General features: G+C 70.0%; 14 protein-coding genes. 7 read left to right on the forward strand and 7 right to left on the reverse strand.

From position 1 onward, the window contains the following. Positions 1–343 precede the first annotated feature (343 nt). Positions 344–1,813 carry an MFS transporter gene (locus tag JOD54_RS02020; RefSeq protein WP_204448914.1) on the reverse strand — a complete coding sequence of 490 codons (1,470 nt, stop codon included), beginning with the start codon at positions 1,811–1,813 and terminating at the stop codon, positions 344–346. A gap of 93 nt (positions 1,814–1,906) precedes the next feature. Here JOD54_RS02020 and JOD54_RS02025 point away from each other — a divergent pair, with 93 nt between their 5' ends. The 3 genes from JOD54_RS02025 to JOD54_RS02035 are packed head-to-tail and all read left to right on the forward strand — an operon-like array spanning position 1,907 to position 6,081. Next, complete coding sequence (locus JOD54_RS02025) at positions 1,907–2,620, forward strand: TetR/AcrR family transcriptional regulator (RefSeq protein ID WP_204448915.1); 714 nt, start codon at positions 1,907–1,909, stop codon at positions 2,618–2,620. Between the two features lie 19 nt (positions 2,621–2,639). Beyond that, the gene (locus tag JOD54_RS02030) at positions 2,640–4,487 is read left to right on the forward strand and encodes a DUF7779 domain-containing protein (protein ID WP_204448916.1); all 1,848 of its coding nucleotides are present in this window, start codon (positions 2,640–2,642) and stop codon (positions 4,485–4,487) included. 16 nt (positions 4,488–4,503) lie between these two features. After that, positions 4,504–6,081, forward strand: coding sequence for a tetratricopeptide repeat protein (locus tag JOD54_RS02035; protein WP_204448917.1), 1,578 nt, complete (start codon positions 4,504–4,506; stop codon positions 6,079–6,081). A 79-nt stretch (positions 6,082–6,160) separates the two neighbouring features. Here the strand turns inward: JOD54_RS02035 and JOD54_RS02040 are convergent, their stop codons facing one another. The 6 genes from JOD54_RS02040 to JOD54_RS02065 all read right to left on the reverse strand — a co-directional run bounded on the left by JOD54_RS02040 (position 6,161) and on the right by JOD54_RS02065 (position 12,913). Continuing rightward, positions 6,161–7,435: a thymidine phosphorylase gene (locus JOD54_RS02040; RefSeq protein ID WP_204448918.1), complete on the reverse strand. Its 1,275-nt coding sequence runs from the start codon at positions 7,433–7,435 to the stop codon at positions 6,161–6,163. After that, complete coding sequence (locus JOD54_RS02045) at positions 7,435–7,833, reverse strand: cytidine deaminase (RefSeq protein ID WP_204448919.1); 399 nt, start codon at positions 7,831–7,833, stop codon at positions 7,435–7,437. The genes JOD54_RS02040 and JOD54_RS02045 overlap by 1 nt, the downstream gene beginning before the upstream one ends. Continuing rightward, positions 7,830–9,002, reverse strand: coding sequence for an ABC transporter permease (locus JOD54_RS02050; RefSeq protein WP_307859792.1), 1,173 nt, complete (start codon positions 9,000–9,002; stop codon positions 7,830–7,832). The genes JOD54_RS02045 and JOD54_RS02050 overlap by 4 nt, the downstream gene beginning before the upstream one ends. Before the next feature lie 77 nt (positions 9,003–9,079). Continuing rightward, positions 9,080–10,198: an ABC transporter permease gene (locus tag JOD54_RS02055; RefSeq protein ID WP_204448921.1), complete on the reverse strand. Its 1,119-nt coding sequence runs from the start codon at positions 10,196–10,198 to the stop codon at positions 9,080–9,082. Beyond that, on the reverse strand, positions 10,198–11,742 hold the full coding sequence (locus JOD54_RS02060; RefSeq protein ID WP_204448922.1) for an ABC transporter ATP-binding protein: 1,545 nt from the start codon (positions 11,740–11,742) through the stop codon (positions 10,198–10,200). Before JOD54_RS02060 ends, JOD54_RS02055 begins: the two co-directional genes overlap by 1 nt. Positions 11,743–11,848: 106 nt before the next feature. Next, positions 11,849–12,913: a BMP family lipoprotein gene (locus JOD54_RS02065; RefSeq protein WP_204448923.1), complete on the reverse strand. Its 1,065-nt coding sequence runs from the start codon at positions 12,911–12,913 to the stop codon at positions 11,849–11,851. Positions 12,914–13,445: 532 nt separating this feature from the next. On the opposite strand from JOD54_RS02065, the gene sdhC reads away from it, so the two are divergent. Genes sdhC through JOD54_RS02085 form a run of 4 tightly spaced genes read left to right on the forward strand, consistent with a single transcriptional unit; the run spans position 13,446 to position 16,888 of the window. Beyond that, a complete protein-coding gene (gene sdhC / locus JOD54_RS02070; protein WP_204448924.1) occupies positions 13,446–13,877 on the forward strand; it encodes a succinate dehydrogenase, cytochrome b556 subunit in 432 nt (143 codons plus the stop codon). 2 nt (positions 13,878–13,879) lie between these two features. Further along, positions 13,880–14,293: a succinate dehydrogenase hydrophobic membrane anchor subunit gene (locus JOD54_RS02075; protein ID WP_204448925.1), complete on the forward strand. Its 414-nt coding sequence runs from the start codon at positions 13,880–13,882 to the stop codon at positions 14,291–14,293. A 49-nt stretch (positions 14,294–14,342) separates the two neighbouring features. Beyond that, positions 14,343–16,106, forward strand: coding sequence for a succinate dehydrogenase flavoprotein subunit (gene sdhA / locus JOD54_RS02080; protein WP_204448926.1), 1,764 nt, complete (start codon positions 14,343–14,345; stop codon positions 16,104–16,106). Then, positions 16,106–16,888 (forward strand): succinate dehydrogenase iron-sulfur subunit, encoded by a 783-nt coding sequence (locus tag JOD54_RS02085; protein ID WP_204448927.1) that lies wholly within the window; start codon positions 16,106–16,108, stop codon positions 16,886–16,888. The genes sdhA and JOD54_RS02085 overlap by 1 nt, the downstream gene beginning before the upstream one ends.

Raw genomic sequence — 16,888 nt, forward strand, 5'->3', positions numbered from 1 at the left:
TGACAGGTCCGCTGCGAGTGGCGGGCCTGCCGCGACGCCGCGGCACCGATGGGGTGGGGTCGCTAACCGCGCCTAGAGCAAGCAGATAGGGCCGCCCTCATGGGCGGCCCTATCTGCTTCTTAGGCGGCCACCGGTTCCTTCGCGGCGACGGGGTTCGCCTACTAGACGCGGCGAGCATCGAAGGCAAAGGGCTGGCCACAGCAGCGGCATCGTCGCGCCACGCCAATCCGTAGGTGAGAAGCCCCCGAGGCGATCCACCCGCCTCCGCAAGTGGCGCCCGGTTCCCTACGCAGCCACCCGTTTCCCACGCAGCCACCCGTTCCCTACGCGGCCACCTGTTCCCTACGCGGCGACCGGTTCCTTCGCGGCGATCGGGATGTGCCGCAGGGTGCGGTAGGCGATGAAGGCGAGCAGCACGGCCACCGCGGCCGTAACCGTTGCCGTCACGGTCAATCCGTGGGTGAAGGCCTCGCGGGCCGCCGTGATCAGGGTCGGGTCGCCGGTGGCTGTTGCCTCGCCGAGGGTTGCGGGGCCCGCGGGGAGGTCTGCCCGGTAGATGGCGGTGCCGATGGTGCCGAGGATCGCCATGCCCAGTGCGCCACCGAGTTCGCTGGCGGTCTCCGACACCGCGGAGGCGGCGCCCGCGTGTTCGGCGGGGGCGGCGGTGAGCATCAGGTCGGACGTCAGCGAGGTGGTCATCAGCACTCCAGCGGCGACGCCGCCCGCGCCGAGCAGGAGGAGCCACAGCGGCGAGGTCGGGGTGAGTTGGGTGAGCACCGCGAATGCGGTCGCGAGGACGACCAGGCCACTTGCCACCAGCACGGCGACGCGGACCTTGCTCGACAGCACCCCGGTGACGGTCATCCCGACGACGACCAGCGGCATCGCGGCCAGCGACCAGAGCGCCGCGGTGAACGGGCGCATGCCCAGGACCAGCTGCATGTACTGCGTGGTGAAGTAGGTCGATCCGATAAAGCAGAACATCGCGACGACGTTGACCACCACCGCGCCGCTGAACGCGGGGACCCGGAACAGCGCCATGTCGACCAACGGGTGGGCTCCGGTGCGCTGCGCGTGCACGAACACCGCGGCCAGCAGCAGCCCGACGACGAGCGCGGCGACCGGGAGCGGTTCGAACCCGTCGACGGCCAGTTGCTTGATGCCGTAGATCACCGCGAGCACGGCGACCAGCGACAGCAGCGCGCCGCGCAGGTCGAAGCGGCCCGCGGCGGGGTTGCGGTACTCCGGCAGCAGGACCGGGCCGAGCACGAGCAGCAGCACCATGGCGGGCACGTTGATCAGGAACGCCGAGCCCCACCAGAAGTGCTCCAGCAGGAACCCGCCGACGATCGGGCCGATGGTGGCGCCCAGGGTGAGGCCCCCGGTCCACACCGCGATGGCGGTCTTGCGCTGAGCGCCGTCGTGGAACATCGCGCGGATCAGCGACAGGGTGGACGGCATCAGGGTCGCGCCCGCGATGCCGAGCAGGCCGCGGGTGAGGATCAGCACCTCGGCCGACCACGAGTAGGCGGCCACCACCGAGGCGACACCGAACGCGGCGGCGCCGATCAGCAGCAGCTTGCGCCGCCCGATGCGGTCGCCGAGCGCGCCCATGCTGATCAGCAGCCCGGCGAGCGCGAACCCATAAACGTCCATGATCCATAACTGCTCGGTGCCGCTGGGCTGCAGGTCGGCGCTGATGAACGGCAGCGCGAAGAACAGCACGCTGACGTCCATGGAGATCAACAAACACGGCAGGACGAGGACGGCGAGGCCGATCCACTCCCTGCGCCCGGCACGTCCCTGACCCATGTCCCACTCCCAGTTGTTTATGTCGTACGCACTTCTGTTTACGTTATACGCAGCTGTAGGGTGGGACGTCAAGCCGATCCAGGGAACGAGGACATGAGCGAAACCGGACTCCCGGCCAGCATCGAGGCGGCCTGGGGCGTGCGACGGCCCGCGCGCGGACCCAAGCGCGCGTTGAGCCTGGACCGGATCGTCACCGCCGCGGTGGCCGTCGCCGACGCCGACGGCCTCGACGGGCTGTCGATGAGCCGGGTCGCCGCCGAACTGGGCACCAGCGCGATGTCGCTCTACCGCTACGTCTCCGCCAAGGACGAACTGCTGACCCTGATGTCCGACGCCGTCTTCGGCGACGCGGCGGAGGTGACCCCCGGCGGGGACTGGCGCAGCGCGCTGACCGAGTTGGCCTGGGGCTGCGTCCGCGGCTACCGCGCCCACCCGTGGACGGTCCGCATCCCGATCAGCGGCCCGCCGGTGACCCCCAACCAACTGCGCTGGCTGGAAGCCGGGCTTGCCGCCCTGGACCCGACCCCGCTGACCCCCGCCGAGAAGATGAGCTCCCTGCTCATGCTCAGCGGCCTGGCCCGCAACGACGCCACCCTCGCCCACGACCTCGGCGACGCGGGCGACCTGATGCCCAACTACGCCAGGGCCCTGCGCCACCTGCTGCCACCGCTGGAGTTCCCGCACCTGTTCTCGATGCTCGACACCGAGGTCATGGCCCAAGACGACCACCCGGACGTCGAGTTCGCCTGGTCCCTCGACCGCTACCTCGACGGCCTCGCCGCGTTGATCACCGCGAAGTCCCGGTAGCCCGTACGATCCCGCGGGTATGGGCACCGCGAACGACACCGGAGGGCTGCCGTGCCGGTTCGGGCCAATGCCGCCGCTAGCGGGCGGGTTCCAGGACCGGGACCTGCCGCTCCCGGCGGCGGGCGAATGCGTTGTGCTGACCGGGAACGGCGGTCACGGCAAGACCCAGGTGGCCACCGGGTTCGCCGAACGCCTGTGGGCGGCTGGCGAGATCGGTCTCCTGGCATGGATCACCGCCGCGAGCCGCGACGACCTGGTCTCCGGGTACGTGGACCTGGCCAGGCGGCTGCACGGGACCGACCTGCCCGCGGACCGCGCGGTGCCGTGGGTTCTCGGCTGGCTCGGCGAGGCGGCGACGCCGTGGCTGGTCGTGCTCGACGACCTCTGGCACCCCGAGGACCTCGACGGCCTGTGGCCACCGCCAACGGGTCGCGTGCTGGTCACGACCCGGCGCCAGGACTCGGCGCTGCTGGGCCACGGGCGGCGCACGGTGGCGGTCGACCTGTTCACCCCGGAGGAATCCCGCGCCTGCCTGGCCGGGTACCTCCGACCGGAACTGATGGCGGGTGCGGGCGAACTGGCCGCCGAACTCGGCCACCTGCCGCTGGCGGTCGGGCAGGCCGGTGCCTACGCCGCCGACCGGCACCTCACCTGCGAGCGCTACCTCGACCGGTGGCGCGACAGCCCCAAGCCGCTGCGGGCGCTGTTCCCCGACAACGGGTACCGCACCGTGGCCACGACTTGGCGGCTGTCGATCACGGCGGCCGACGAGCTGGAACCCGCCGGGTTGGCGGGCCCGCTGCTGCACATCGCCGCCTTGCTCGACCCCAACGGCATCCCGACTTCGGTGCTCACCTCGCACCCGGTGCTGGAGTACCTGTCCCGCGGAACGGGGTCGCAGGTCGGCACCGATGACGCCTGGGACGCGCTGAGCTGTCTGCGAAGGCTGTCTCTGGTCTCGTTCGAGTCGACGAGCATCCGGGTGCACGCGCTGGTCCAGCGAGCCGCCCGGGAGAGCACCGGTCCGGGGCGGCTCGCCACCCACACCCTGGTCGCGGCCGAGGCCATCGCGGCGGCCTGGCAGGCGATCGAGGTCGACACCGCGCTGGCGTCCTCGTTGCGCGCGAACGCGGCCGCGCTAGCCGAGGCCGCGGGTCCGCTGCTGTGGCGGGACGGCGCCTACCGGGTGCTCATCAAGGCGGGCAGCAGCCTGGGCCGGGCCGGGCACTTCGCCCCGGCGCTGGCGCACTTCAGGGACCTGCGGGACCAGGCGGCGGGCCACATCGACGCGGATCACCCCGACTCGCTGACCATCCGGCACGAGATCGCCTACTGGCTCGCCGACACCGACCTCCCGGCCTCGCTCACCGACCGGTGCGCGCTGCTCGAAGACCAGATCCGGGTCCTGGGCCCCGACCACCGGCACACGCTCAACACCCGGTACAACATCGCTTACTGCCAGGCCAAGACGGGCGACGTCGCCGGTGGGATCGCCACGCTCGAAGCCCTGCTGGACAGCCAGACCCGAGCTCTCGGCGCCGACCACCCGCACACGCTCAAGACCCGGCACGAACTCGCCTTCTGGCGCGCGGTCGCGGGCGACACCGGGGCGGCGCTCGCCGAGTTCGCCGCGCTGCTCGCCCAGCAGACCAGGGTGCTGGGCGCTGACCACCCGCACTCACTGAGCACCCGGCACGAGATCGGACACTGGACCGCGGCAGCCGGGCAGGTCCGCGCCGGGCTCGACGTGCTCGAGTCGGTGCGCGTGGACCGGGTTCGGTTGCTGGGCCACGAGCACCCGCACACGAAGCTCAGCCAGGACACCGTCGCGCACTGGCGCGAACACCTCCGCCAGAGCGAGGCGTAAGCCGTACGATCTTGGGGTGGACGCCACGAACCGGATGGTGGGCGCGGTGGGCAATGCCGTGCAGGCCGAGCACATCCACGGGGGCGTCCACCTGCACAACACCGAGGTGCCGGACGTCCTGCCGTGCCGGTTCGGGCCGGTGCCGCCGTTGGCCGGGGGCTACCAGCGGCGGGAACTGCCGGGCGGCGGGTGCCTGGTGCTTAGCGGGGGCGCGGGCCACGGCAAGACCCAGATGGCGGCGGGGTTCGTCGAGGACCTGTGGGCGGCGGGTGAGGTCGAGCTGTTGGCGTGGGTCTCGGCGGCAACGCGGGAGGACGTTGTTGCCGCCTATGCCGACTTGGCCCATCGGCTGAACGGGCCCGACCTCGACGGCGACCGCGCGGTTCGCTGGGTGTTGGACTGGCTCGGGAAGACGGCGGTGCCGTGGTTGGTCGTGCTCGACGGGGTGCGGGATCCGCGGGACCTCGACGGGCTGTGGCCGCCGTCGCGCGGGCGGGTGGTGGTGACCACCCGCCGCCAGGACGCCGAACTGGTCGGCCACGGGCGCCGCCGCGTCGCGGTGGACCTGTTCACCCCCGAGGAATCCCGCGCGTGCCTGGCCGCCCACCTGGACCCGCGGCTGATGCCCGGCGCCGAGGAGTTGGCCGCCGAACTCGGCCACCTCCCCCTGGCGGTCGGCCACGCGGGCACCTACATGGCCGACCGGAACCTCACCTGCGCGCAATACCTGACCCGCTGGCGCGGCAAACCCCTGCGGGACCTGATCCCGGCGCGGACCTGGCAGCTGTCGATCACCCTGGCCGACTCGCTCGAACCGGTGGGCATGGCGGGGCCGCTGCTGCACATCGCCTCGACGCTCGACCCCCGCGGCATCCCCGTTTCAGCACTGACCTCGCCGCCCGTCCTGCAGTACCTGTCCACAAAGGACGAAACGGATGCCTGGGACGCGCTGAGCTGCTTGAGCAGGCTCTCCCTGATCACCTTCGACGCGACGACCGTCCGCGTGCACCCCGTCACCCAGCGGGCCATCCGCGAACAGGCGAAAGGCAGGCACGCCCGCGTCGCCGCGGACGCCCTCGCGGCGGCGTGGCCCGAAGACGACGCGGCGCGGTTCCGCGCGAACGCGGCCATTCTGGCCGAGACGGCGAAGTCGTCACTCTGGCGCTGGCGGGTGCACCCGGTGTTCTTCAAGGCAGGCAACAGCTTGGGCGCGGAAGGACATCCCGCTGCCGCGCAGGACTACTTCGCCGACCTGCTCGCCCAGGTCGGCCCGAACCACACCAGCAGCCTCAACCTCCGCCACAACGTCGCCTACTGGCGCGCGGTCGCAGGCGACCCCACGACGGCGATCGCCGAACTGGAGGACGTACTGGCCACCCAAATCCGCGTTCTCGAACGGGACCACCCGAACACGCTGAACACACGGCACAACATCGCCCAGTTCCGCGCGGAAGCGGGCGAGGTCGCGGCCGGGGTCCGCGAACTGGAAGCCGTGCTCGCGGACAAAGTCCGAACCCTCGGACCGGACCACGTGGCCACCGAACAGACCCGCGACGCCCTCACCAAGTGGCACGGACAAATCACACCCGAATGACCTCACCCACCAACGGAAGCGGCCGAGCAGGCCGCAAAACACCACCCCGCGAACCGCGCCTAGCCGAAATGGCGGCGGTTCAGGGACGGATGACCTCAACCACCAGCGGGCCGCGGGTGGGCGCGGTCGAACCGATCGTGAAAGCACCGTCCAGGGACGTCAGGGCGGCGGGAATGGCGTCTTCGGTGTCGGTGTGGAGTTCGAGGATGGGGTCGCCCGCTCGAACCACATCGCCGGGTTTGGCGTGGCAGAGGATGCCCGCGGCGGGTTGGACGGGGTCTTCCTTGCGGGCGCGGCCCGCACCCAGGCGCCATGCGGCCACTCCCACGGCGTAGGCGTCGAGGGTGGTCACGGTGCCGTCGGCGGGGGCGGTGATAGTGTGGGTGTGGGCGGGTGTGGGCAGTGGGGCCGAGGGGTCGCCGCCTTGGGCCGCGATCATGCGGCACCACACGTCGTAGGCCTGACCGGAAGCCAGTACCGCAGCGGGGTCCACATCGGACAGACCGGCCAGCGCAAGCATCTCCCGCGCCAGCGCCAGGGTCAGCTCGACGACGTCCGCCGGGCCGCCGCCCTGGAGGACCTCGACCGACTCGGCCACCTCGACGGCGTTGCCCACGGCGCGGCCGAGCGGGATGGACATGTCGGTCAGCAGGGCCGAGGTGCGGACCCCGTGGGCCGTGCCGATGTCGACGAGCGCGGTGGCCAGGCGGCGGGCGTCGGCGGGGGTCTTCATGAAGGCGCCGGAGCCGAACTTGACGTCCAGGACCAGTGCGGAGGCGCCCTCGGCCAGCTTCTTGCTCATGATCGAACTGGCGATCAGCGGGATCGACTCGACGGTGGCGGTGACGTCGCGCAGGGCGTAGAGCTTGCGGTCGGCCGGGGCCAGGCCGGTCGTCGCGGCGCACACGACGGCGCCGACGTCGGCGAGTTGCCGCTGGATCTCGTCGACCGAGAGCTGCGCGCGCCACCCGGGCACCGCTTCGAGCTTGTCGAGGGTCCCGCCGGTGTGCCCGAGGCCCCGGCCGGAGAGCTGGGGCACGGCGGCACCGCACGCGGCCACCAGCGGCGCCAGCGGCAGCGTGATCTTGTCGCCGACGCCGCCGGTGGAGTGCTTGTCCACGGTCGGCCGGTCGACCGCCAGCGACAGCACCTCACCGGAGGAGACCATCGCCGCGGTCCAGCGCGCGGTCTCCTCGGCGTCCATGCCGTTGAGGAACACCGCCATCGCCAGCGCCGACATCTGCTCGTCGGCGACCACGCCCCGGGTGTAGGCGTCGACCACCCAGTCGATCTGGTCGTCGGTGAGCCGGTTGCCGTCCCGCTTGGCGCGGATGACGTCGATGGCGGTGAACATCAGGCCTCTTTCGCGGGCAGGTCGTGCGGGCCGAAGGCGTGCGGGAGGACGTCGGTCATGGGTCGCGGGCCGTCCGGGGTGTCGACGAGGCAGTCGGGTCCGCCGAGTTCGTAGATGACTTGACGGCATCGGCCGCAGGGCATCAGCAGGTCACCTGTGCCGCTGCGGCAGGCGAGCGCGACAAGGCGGCCGCCGCCGGTCAGCCGCAGCTGGCCAGCCAGGGTGCATTCCGCGCACAACGCCAAGCCGTAAGAGGCGTTCTCGACGTTGCACCCGGTGATGATCCTGCCGTCGTCCACCACGGCGGCCGCACCGACCTGCAAGCCCGAGTACTGGCAGTAGGCCAGCGCAGCCGCTGACACCGCGGCGGCGCGCAGTGCGTCCCAGTCGACCGTCATACCGCCTGCCCCCGCCTATAGGGCTCACCGACGAACTTGGGCGGCCGCAAGCGTTGCGAGGCCAACCCGAGCACAAGCAACGTCACCACATAAGGCGCCGCGCCAACCAACTCTGGCGGCACCTCATCGCTCGCGAAGTACCACCAGCCGAATAGAACCCCGATCGCGGCAGCCACACCGGAAAGGACGTTGTGCCCCGACCGGTACTGGATGACCGCCACAACGACCAGCGCGATCCCCAACAGCAGCAAGAGGGCGTGCACAGCGTTAGAGCCCCGCAGCGCCATAGCGTCGGTGTACCCGAACAGCCCGGCGCCGGTGGCGAGCCCACCCGGCCGCCAGTTGCCGAAGATCATGGCGGCCAAGCCGATGAACCCGCGCCCACCGGTCTGCCCGTCGCGGAACTGCCCGGAGCTGACCGCCAAGAACGCCCCACCGAGTCCGGCGAACGCACCGGACGCCGTGACCGCGAGGTACTTGTACTTGTAGACGTTCACACCCAACGACTCCGCCGCCGAAGGCGCCTCACCGCACGACCGCAACCGCAGCCCGAACGGCGTCCGCCACAGAACCCACCCGGTAGCCACGATCAGCACCACGGCGAGCAGCGTCAGCAGCGACACCTGAGTCGTAAGACCGCGCAAGACGCCCGCGAGGTCCGACACGAAGAACCACCGCTTGTTCTCGATGGTCCCCATCAGGTCCGAGAACCCGGGCAACGTCACCTTCGCCGCATCCTCGATCCGCGGCGACTGCTTCTGACCACCACCGGGCGCGTCCGCGAAGTACAACTTCGACAGGAACAGCGCCGTCCCCGGCGCCAGCAGGTTGATGGCGACACCGGAGATGATGTGGTCGACGCCGAAGCTCACGGTGGCCACCGCGTGCAACAGACCACCGACGATGCCCAGGAACAGCCCGAACACCACGCCTGCCCAAGGCCCCCACTGGTAGCCCGCGTACCCGGCGCCGAAAGTGCCTAGAACCATCATCCCTTCGAGCCCGATGTTGACCACACCGGCTCGTTCGGCCCATAGACCGGCGAGAGCCGCCATGGCGAGCGGCACCGCTGCTGTCAGCGCAGCCTGCACGGTGCCCGAAGACGTTAGGTCTGTCGCGCCGCTAAGAGCGCGGACGGCCGACAGCACGACCAGGGCCGCCACAGCCACAACGAGATACACCATTGGCGACAGTCGTGCGCTGCGCCGAGGTGGAGCTGTCTCCTGCCCCACCGAGAGTCCGGCGGTCATGCGGACACCTCCTCAAGGGTCTTGGTGCGGCCCAGGGCCTCACCGACCTTGTGCTGCTCAGCGCGCACGCGGTAGCGGCGGACCAGTTCGTAGGCGACGACAACCGACAGCACGATCACGCCCTGCATGATGAGGACGATCTCGCGCGGCACACCCGAGATGTCCAAGGCGTTCGCCGCGTTGTCCAAGAAGCCCCACAGGAGCGCTGCAACCACCATGCCGATCGGGTGGTTGCGCCCCAGCAGCGCGACGGCGATACCGACGAAACCCAGTCCCGGTGGGAAGTCCAACGCGTAGGTGTAGGAGGAGCCCAGCAACTGCGGCATGCCCACCAGTCCCGCGACGGCACCGGAGAGCAGCATCGAGATGATGACCATCTTCCGCACGCTGACCCCGCTGGCGACGGCCGCCGACTCCGACAGCCCGGTCGCCTTCAGCTCGAACCCGAACTTCGTGCGGGACAGCACGAACCAGTAGAGGAGTCCGACGATCGCGGCCAGGATGACCAGCCCGAACACCTTCGTCGACGAGCCGGACACCTCGAACCCGCCGACCTGACCACCCTCGGTGATCTTCGCCGTGCCGATGTTGTTGCTGCCCGGCGTCGCCTCCGCGAGCCTGGCGGGGTTGAGCAGGTAGGAGACCAGGTAGGTGGCGATCGCGTTGAGCATGATCGTCGAGATCACCTCGGACACGCCGCGGGTGACCTTGAGCAGCGCCGCGAGCCCGGCCCAGCCCGCCCCGACCAGCATGGCGACCCCGATGGTCAGCGCGATCCGCAGGAACGAGGGCAGGTTCTCCATGAACGCCGCGCCCGCCAGCGCGGCCGAGAGCATCGCGGCCAGCCGGTACTGCCCGTCGACGCCGATGTTGAACAGCTTCATCCGGAACCCGATGGCCACGGCGACGGCGGCCAGGTAGTAGACGGTGGCGCTGTTGAGCGAGTTGACCAGGGTCCTCGGCCGCTGGGCCGCGGTGGCCATGGCGTCCACGGTGTCCATCGGCGGGTGCCCGGTCGCGGCGAGGATGACACCGCAGACCAGGGCGGCGAAGACCAGGGCGCCGAGGGGGGCGGCCAGGCCGAGCAGCAGGGAGCGGGGGGTGAGGTTGCGCATCAGTCTTCCCTCCCCGCGCCGGTCATCGCGGAGCCGAGCTGCTCCGGGGTCACCGCCGCCGGGTCGTGGTCGGCGACGAGCCTGCCGCGCAGGATCACCGACAGGGTGTCGGACATGCCGATCAGCTCGTCGAGGTCGGCGGAGATGAGCAGGACCGCGAGCCGCTCGGCGCGGGCCCGGCGGATGTGCTCCCAGATGGCGGCTTGGGCGCCGACGTCGACGCCGCGGGTGGGGTGGGAGGCGATCAGCAGCACCGGGGAGCCGCTCATCTCGCGGCCGACGATGAGCTTCTGCTGGTTGCCGCCGGAGAGCGCGGAGGCGTGCACGTCGATGCCGGGGGTGCGCACGTCGTACTCGTCGACGATCCGCTCGGTGTCGGCCTTGGCGCCGCGGCGGTCCAGCAGCGGCCCGCGCACGTTGGGTTTGCTCGTCTGGTGGCCCAGGATGCGGTTCTCCCAGAGGGTCGCCTCCAGCAGCAGCCCCTGGCGGTGCCGGTCTTCCGGGATGTAGCCGACGCCGGACTCCCGGCGGTGCCTGGTCGTCTCGCGGGTGATGTCCCTACCGGACAACGTGATCGTGCCGGAACTGCACTGCCTGATCCCCATGAGGGCCTCGACCAGCTCCGCTTGCCCGTTGCCCTCCACGCCCGCGATGCCGAGGACCTCACCGGCGTGGATGGTGAAGGAGACGTCGTCGAGCACGGTGCGGCCATCGGCGCTGACCACGGTGAGGCCGTCTACCGACAGGACAGCCTCGTCCGTGACGGTCGATTCGCGCAGCTCCGGGACCGGCAGGGCGCTACCGACCATCAGCTCGGCCAGCTTGCGCGCCGTGACGTCCTCCGGCGACACGCTCGCCACCGTCGTACCCCGCCGGATGACGGTGATGTCATCGGCGACCGACAGCACCTCGTCCAGCTTGTGCGAGATGAACAGGATGGTCAGGCCCTCGGCCTTGAGGTCGCGCAGGTTGCCGAAGAGCTCGTCGACCTCCTGCGGCACCAGGACCGCCGTGGGCTCGTCGAGGATGAGGGTGCGTGCGCCGCGGTAAAGGACCTTGAGGATCTCGACGCGCTGCCGCTCGCCGACGCCGAGGTCGTCGACCAGCCGGTCGGGGTCGACGCCGAGGCCGTAGGCGGCGGAGATCTCGCTGATCTTGGCGCGCGCGGCGGCGAAGTCGAGCCCGACGCCCTTGCGCGGCTCGCTGCCCAGGACCACGTTCTCGAGCACCGTGAGGTTGTCGGCCAGCATGAAGTGCTGGTGGACCATGCCGACCCCGGCGCGGATGGCGTCAGCTGGCGAGGAGAAGGTCACCGGGACGCCGTCGATGGCGATGGTGCCCTCGTCCGGCTGCTGCATGCCGTAGAGGATCTTCATCAGGGTGGACTTGCCCGCGCCGTTCTCCCCCACCAGCGCGTGCACGGTGCCGACCCGGACGCTGATGTTGACGTCGGAGTTGGCGACGACGCCGGGGAAGCGCTTGGTGATCGCGGACAACTGGACGGCTGGGGCGGGCGCACCGCCCGCTGGTGGCTCCGTTGACACTGCCGAATCCTTCGTCGCTGGCTGGGGGGACTCGCGGGGAATGCCCGACGGGCCCGGGGCCGCACGAGGCGGGACCCGGGCCCGTTGGGCGCAGAGCGGGTACCCGCTACTTGGTCGCGGGAACCTTGATCTCACCCGAGACGATCTTGGCCTTGTACTCGTCGACCTTGGTCTTGACGTCGTCGATCATGCCGCCGCTGGTGGCGTAGTCGATGCCACCGGCCTTGAGGTCGTAGACCTTCTCGCCCTTGGCGAACTTCGCGTCCTTCACCGACTTGATGAAGTCGTACACCGCGACGTCGACCTCCTTGATCATCGAAGTGATGATCACGTCCTTGACGTCGGCGAGCGCGGGCAGGTTGTACTGGTCGGAGTCGACGCCGATGCCGAACTTGCCGTTGGCCTTGGCCGTCTTGAACACGCCGTTGCCGGAGCCGCCCGCGGCGGCGTAGACGATGTCGGCGCCCGCGTCGTACATGCCCTTGGCCGCGGTCTCGCCCTTGGCCGGGTCGTTGAAGCCGGTGAAGTCCGGTGGCTGGGTCAGGTATTTGACCTGCACCGTGGCGTCGGCCTTGACGGCCTTCACGCCCGCGGTGAAGCCGACCTCGAACTTCTGGATCAGCGGCACGTTCACGCCGCCGATGAACCCGACGTTGCCGGTCTTGCTCTTGAGCGCGGCGACCGCACCGACGAGGAACGAGCCCTCCTGCTCGGCGAAGGTCAGGTTCGCGACGTTGTCGGCCTTGGGGTCGGCGCTGTCGATGATGGCGAACTTGACGTCCGGGTAGTCCTTGGCGGTCTTCTCCAGCGCGGTCGCGTAGGCGAAGCCGACGGCGATCACGGTGTTGTAGCCGCCCTCGGCGAGCTGGCGGAGCCGGTCCTCCTTCTGCGCGTCGGTCTCGCCTGCCGCGGCTTCGAGCTCCTTGATGTCGAAGCCGAACTCGGACTTGGCCTTGTCGAGGCCGCGCGCGGCCGAGTCGTTGAAGGACTGGTCGCCACGGCCACCGATGTCGTAGGCCAACCCGATCTTGAGGTTGGACGCGGCCTGGCTGGCACCGGTGGTGCCGCTCGTGCCGCCCGAGCCACTGTCGTTCTTGGAGCCACAGGCCGCCAGGGCGAGCCCCAGCGCCACCAGACCTGCCGCGAGACGAAGTCCTCGCACTCGACGCAAGGCTTTCTCCTTCCGGATCTCCAGGCGTCCTCGCCAGACGCTGTCGTTCCGCAGGACCGTACTCCCCGGTACGGGACTTTCCCCGGCGCGACCCGGGGCGTGACCCAATTGTTGGTTGCCGCCACCCGGCGTCGCCACCCGGCGACCCGACCGGGTGGTCAGCGCCGCACCGCAGGTCCGGCGGACCCCGACCTCCTGTCCAGTGTGGACACATAGGGGTCGCCGGTAGGGGTGCCAGGGGTCGAGCGGCGAAAAAGCGCGGAATCGATCCAGAACCAGCGCCACCCCCACCGGGTCATGATCGCGACCCTGCGTCACCGGCAGCGCCGGGGTGACCGGGGACAGTGGCCCCACCAGCGGGGGACGGGGGTCCGGCGCGTGTCTCGTCCGTCACAGAGGGGATCGGCGGGTTGGGTGCGCTCCGCTTGTCAGGTCTAGCATCCGTTGAGTCAAGACCCGTTTCGTGTGGAGTCCCCGCACGCCGCGGCACACCACCAGCGAGTCAACCAGAAACGCAGGAGGCCTGCTTCCGATGTCCGACTCGGCCATCGCCACCGAGCAGGTGGCGCCGCGCGGGACCCGGCGGACCGGGACCCTCTACCGCGGCGACCCGGGCATGTGGTCCTGGGTGGCGCACCGGATCACCGGGGTGCTCACCTTCTTCTTCCTCTTCGCGCACGTGCTGGACACCGCGCTGGTGCGGGTCTCGCCGAACGCCTACGACGAGATCATCGAGACCTACAAGACCCCGGTGGTCAACCTGCTCGAGGTCGGCCTGGTCGGCGCGGTGCTCTACCACGCGCTCAACGGCCTGCGGGTGCTGCTGGTGGACTTCTGGTCGCGCGGGCCGCGGCTGCAGAAGCCGATGCTGTGGACGATCCTGGGCATCTGGGTCGTGGTGATGGTCCCCGGTGCCTACTTCATGATGGAGCGCACCGTGCGCGAGATGTTCGGGGGCAACTGATCATGGCGCTCGCCCTGGACAAGCCGCGCGCACCGCGCCGCCCCGCCGCCCGCCGCGGCAACTTCGAGATGGTCAGCTGGGTCTTCATGCGGGTCTCCGGCCTCGCGCTGATCGTGCTGGTGCTCGGCCACCTGCTGATCATGAACATCCTCGACGGCGGCGTGCACCGGATCAACTTCGCCTTCGTGGCAGGCCGCTGGTCGAGCCCGTTCTGGCAGGTGTGGGACCTGCTGATGCTGTGGCTGGCCGAGATCCACGGCGGCAACGGGTTGCGCACGGTGATCAACGACTACGCGCGCAAGGACAGCACCCGGTTCTGGCTCAAGATCATGCTGTACGTGTCGATGGTGCTGATCCTGTTCCTCGGCACCTACGTGATCTTCACCTTCGACGCGACGATCCCGACCACGCACTGAGCGCGGCGCGCGCACCCACCACACCCGAGTCGGAAGAAGCGGTTGACCCATGCAGTTCCACAAGTACGACGTGGTGATCGTCGGGGCGGGTGGCGCTGGCATGCGCGCGGCCCTGGCCGCGGCCACCGAGGCCGGGCACGCGCCGCGCACCGCGGTGCTGACCAAGCTGTACCCGACCCGGTCGCACACCGGTGCCGCCCAGGGCGGCATGTGCGCCGCGCTGGCCAACGTCGAAGAGGACAACTGGGAGTGGCACACCTTCGACACGATCAAGGGCGGTGACTACCTGGTCGACCAGGACGCCGCCGAGGTCATGGCGAAGGAGGCCATCGACGCCGTCCTCGACCTGGAGAAGATGGGCCTGCCGTTCAACCGGACGCCGGAGGGCCGCATCGACCAGCGCCGCTTCGGCGGCCACACCCGCAACCACGGCGAGGCCGCCGTGCGCCGGGCCTGCTACGCGGCCGACCGCACCGGCCACATGATCCTGCAGACCCTGTACCAGAACTGCGTCAAGCACGGCATCGAGTTCTTCAACGAGTTCTACGTGCTCGACATCTGCCTCACCGAGACCGACTCCGGTCCGGTCTGCACCGGCGCGGTCGCCTACGAGCTGGCCACCGGCGAGATCCACGTGTTCCAGGCCAAGGCCGTCGTGTTCGCCACCGGCGGCTTCGGCAAGGTCTTCAAGACGACGTCCAACGCGCACACCCTCACCGGTGACGGCATGGGCATCATCTTCCGCAAGGGCCTGCCGCTGGAGGACATGGAGTTCTACCAGTTCCACCCGACCGGCCTGGCCGGGCTGGGCATCCTGCTCACCGAGGGGGCCCGCGGCGAGGGCGCGATCCTGCGCAACGCCTCCGGTGAGCGGTTCATGGAGCGCTACGCCCCCACCATCAAGGACCTCGCGCCGCGCGACATCGTCGCCCGCTCGATGGCCCTGGAGGTGCTGGAGGGCCGCGGCGCGGGCCCCAACAAGGACTACGTGCTGCTCGACTGCACGCACCTGGGCGCGGAGGTCCTGGAGACCAAGCTGCCCGACATCACCGAGTTCGCCAGGACCTACCTCGCGGTGGACCCGGTGAAGGAACCGGTGCCGGTGTACCCGACCGCGCACTACGCGATGGGCGGCATCCCCACCAACATCCACGGCGAGGTGCTGCGGGACAACGACAACGTCGTCCCCGGCCTCTACGCGGCCGGTGAGTGCGCCTGCGTGTCGGTGCACGGCGCGAACCGGCTGGGCACCAACTCGCTGCTCGACATCAACGTGTTCGGCCGCCGGGCCGGGCTGTCCGCGGCGAACTACGCGGCCAACCACGACCTGATCGACCTGCCGGAGGACCCGGCGACCGCGGTGCAGGAGCAGGTGTCGCTGCTGCTGTCGGACCACGGCCGCGAGCGCGTCGCCGACATCCGCACCGCGCTGCAGGCCACGATGGACGCCAACGCCTCGGTGTACCGGACCGAGGAGACGCTCAAGCAGGCGCTGCACGACGTGCAGGCGCTCAAGGACCGCTACGCCCACATCTCGGTGCAGGACAAGGGCAAGCGGTTCAACACCGACCTGCTGGAGGCCGTCGAGCTCGGTTTCCTGCTGGAGCTGGCCGAGATCCTGGTCGTCGGCGCCCTGGAGCGCAAGGAGTCCCGCGGCGGCCACGCCCGCGAGGACTACCCCAACCGCGACGACACGAACTACATGCGGCACAGCATGTTCTACAAGCAGGGCGACGGTCTCAAGAGCGAGATCCGGCTGGACTACAAGCCGGTGACCTTCACCCGGTACAAGCCCATGGAGCGGAAGTACTGATGACTGCGGCTACTGTGGATCGACCGTCCGGGGCGCGCGGGGACCAGCCACCGGTGCCCGACGGCGCGGTCACCGTCACCGTGAAGATCATGCGGTTCAACCCGGAGGTCGACTCCGAGCCGCGCTGGGAGTCCTTCGGGGTGCCCGCGCTGCCCACCGACCGGGTGCTGAACCTGCTGCACTACATCAAGTGGTACCTCGACGGGACGCTGACCTTCCGCCGGTCCTGCGCGCACGGCATCTGCGGCTCCGACGCCATGCAGGTCAACGGCGTGAACCGGTTGGCGTGCAAGGTGCTGGTCAAGGACCTGATGGCGGGCGGCGGCAAGCACACCACGATCACCGTGGCGCCGATCAAGGGCCTGCCGGTGCACAAGGACCTGCTGGTCGACATGGAGCCCTTCATGGAGGCGTTCCGCGCGGTCAAGCCGTTCCTCATCACCTACGGCAACGAGCCCACCCGCGAGCGCGTCCAGTCCGCGGCCGACCGCGAGCGCTTCGACGACACCACCAAGTGCATCCTGTGCGCCTGCTGCACCACGTCGTGCCCGGTGTTCTGGAACGAAGGCAGCTACTTCGGCCCCGCGGCGATCGTCAACGCCCACCGCTTCATCTTCGACTCCCGCGACGAGGGCGCCCAGGAACGCCTGGACATCCTCAACGACGCCGAAGGCGTGTGGCGCTGCCGGACGACGTTCAACTGCACGGACGCCTGCCCGCGCGGCATCCAGGTGACCAAGGCGATCCAAGAGGTCAAGCGGGCACTTCTGTTCCGCCGCTGA

Source organism: Actinokineospora baliensis (genome assembly GCF_016907695.1).
Classification (GTDB): domain Bacteria; phylum Actinomycetota; class Actinomycetes; order Mycobacteriales; family Pseudonocardiaceae; genus Actinokineospora; species Actinokineospora baliensis.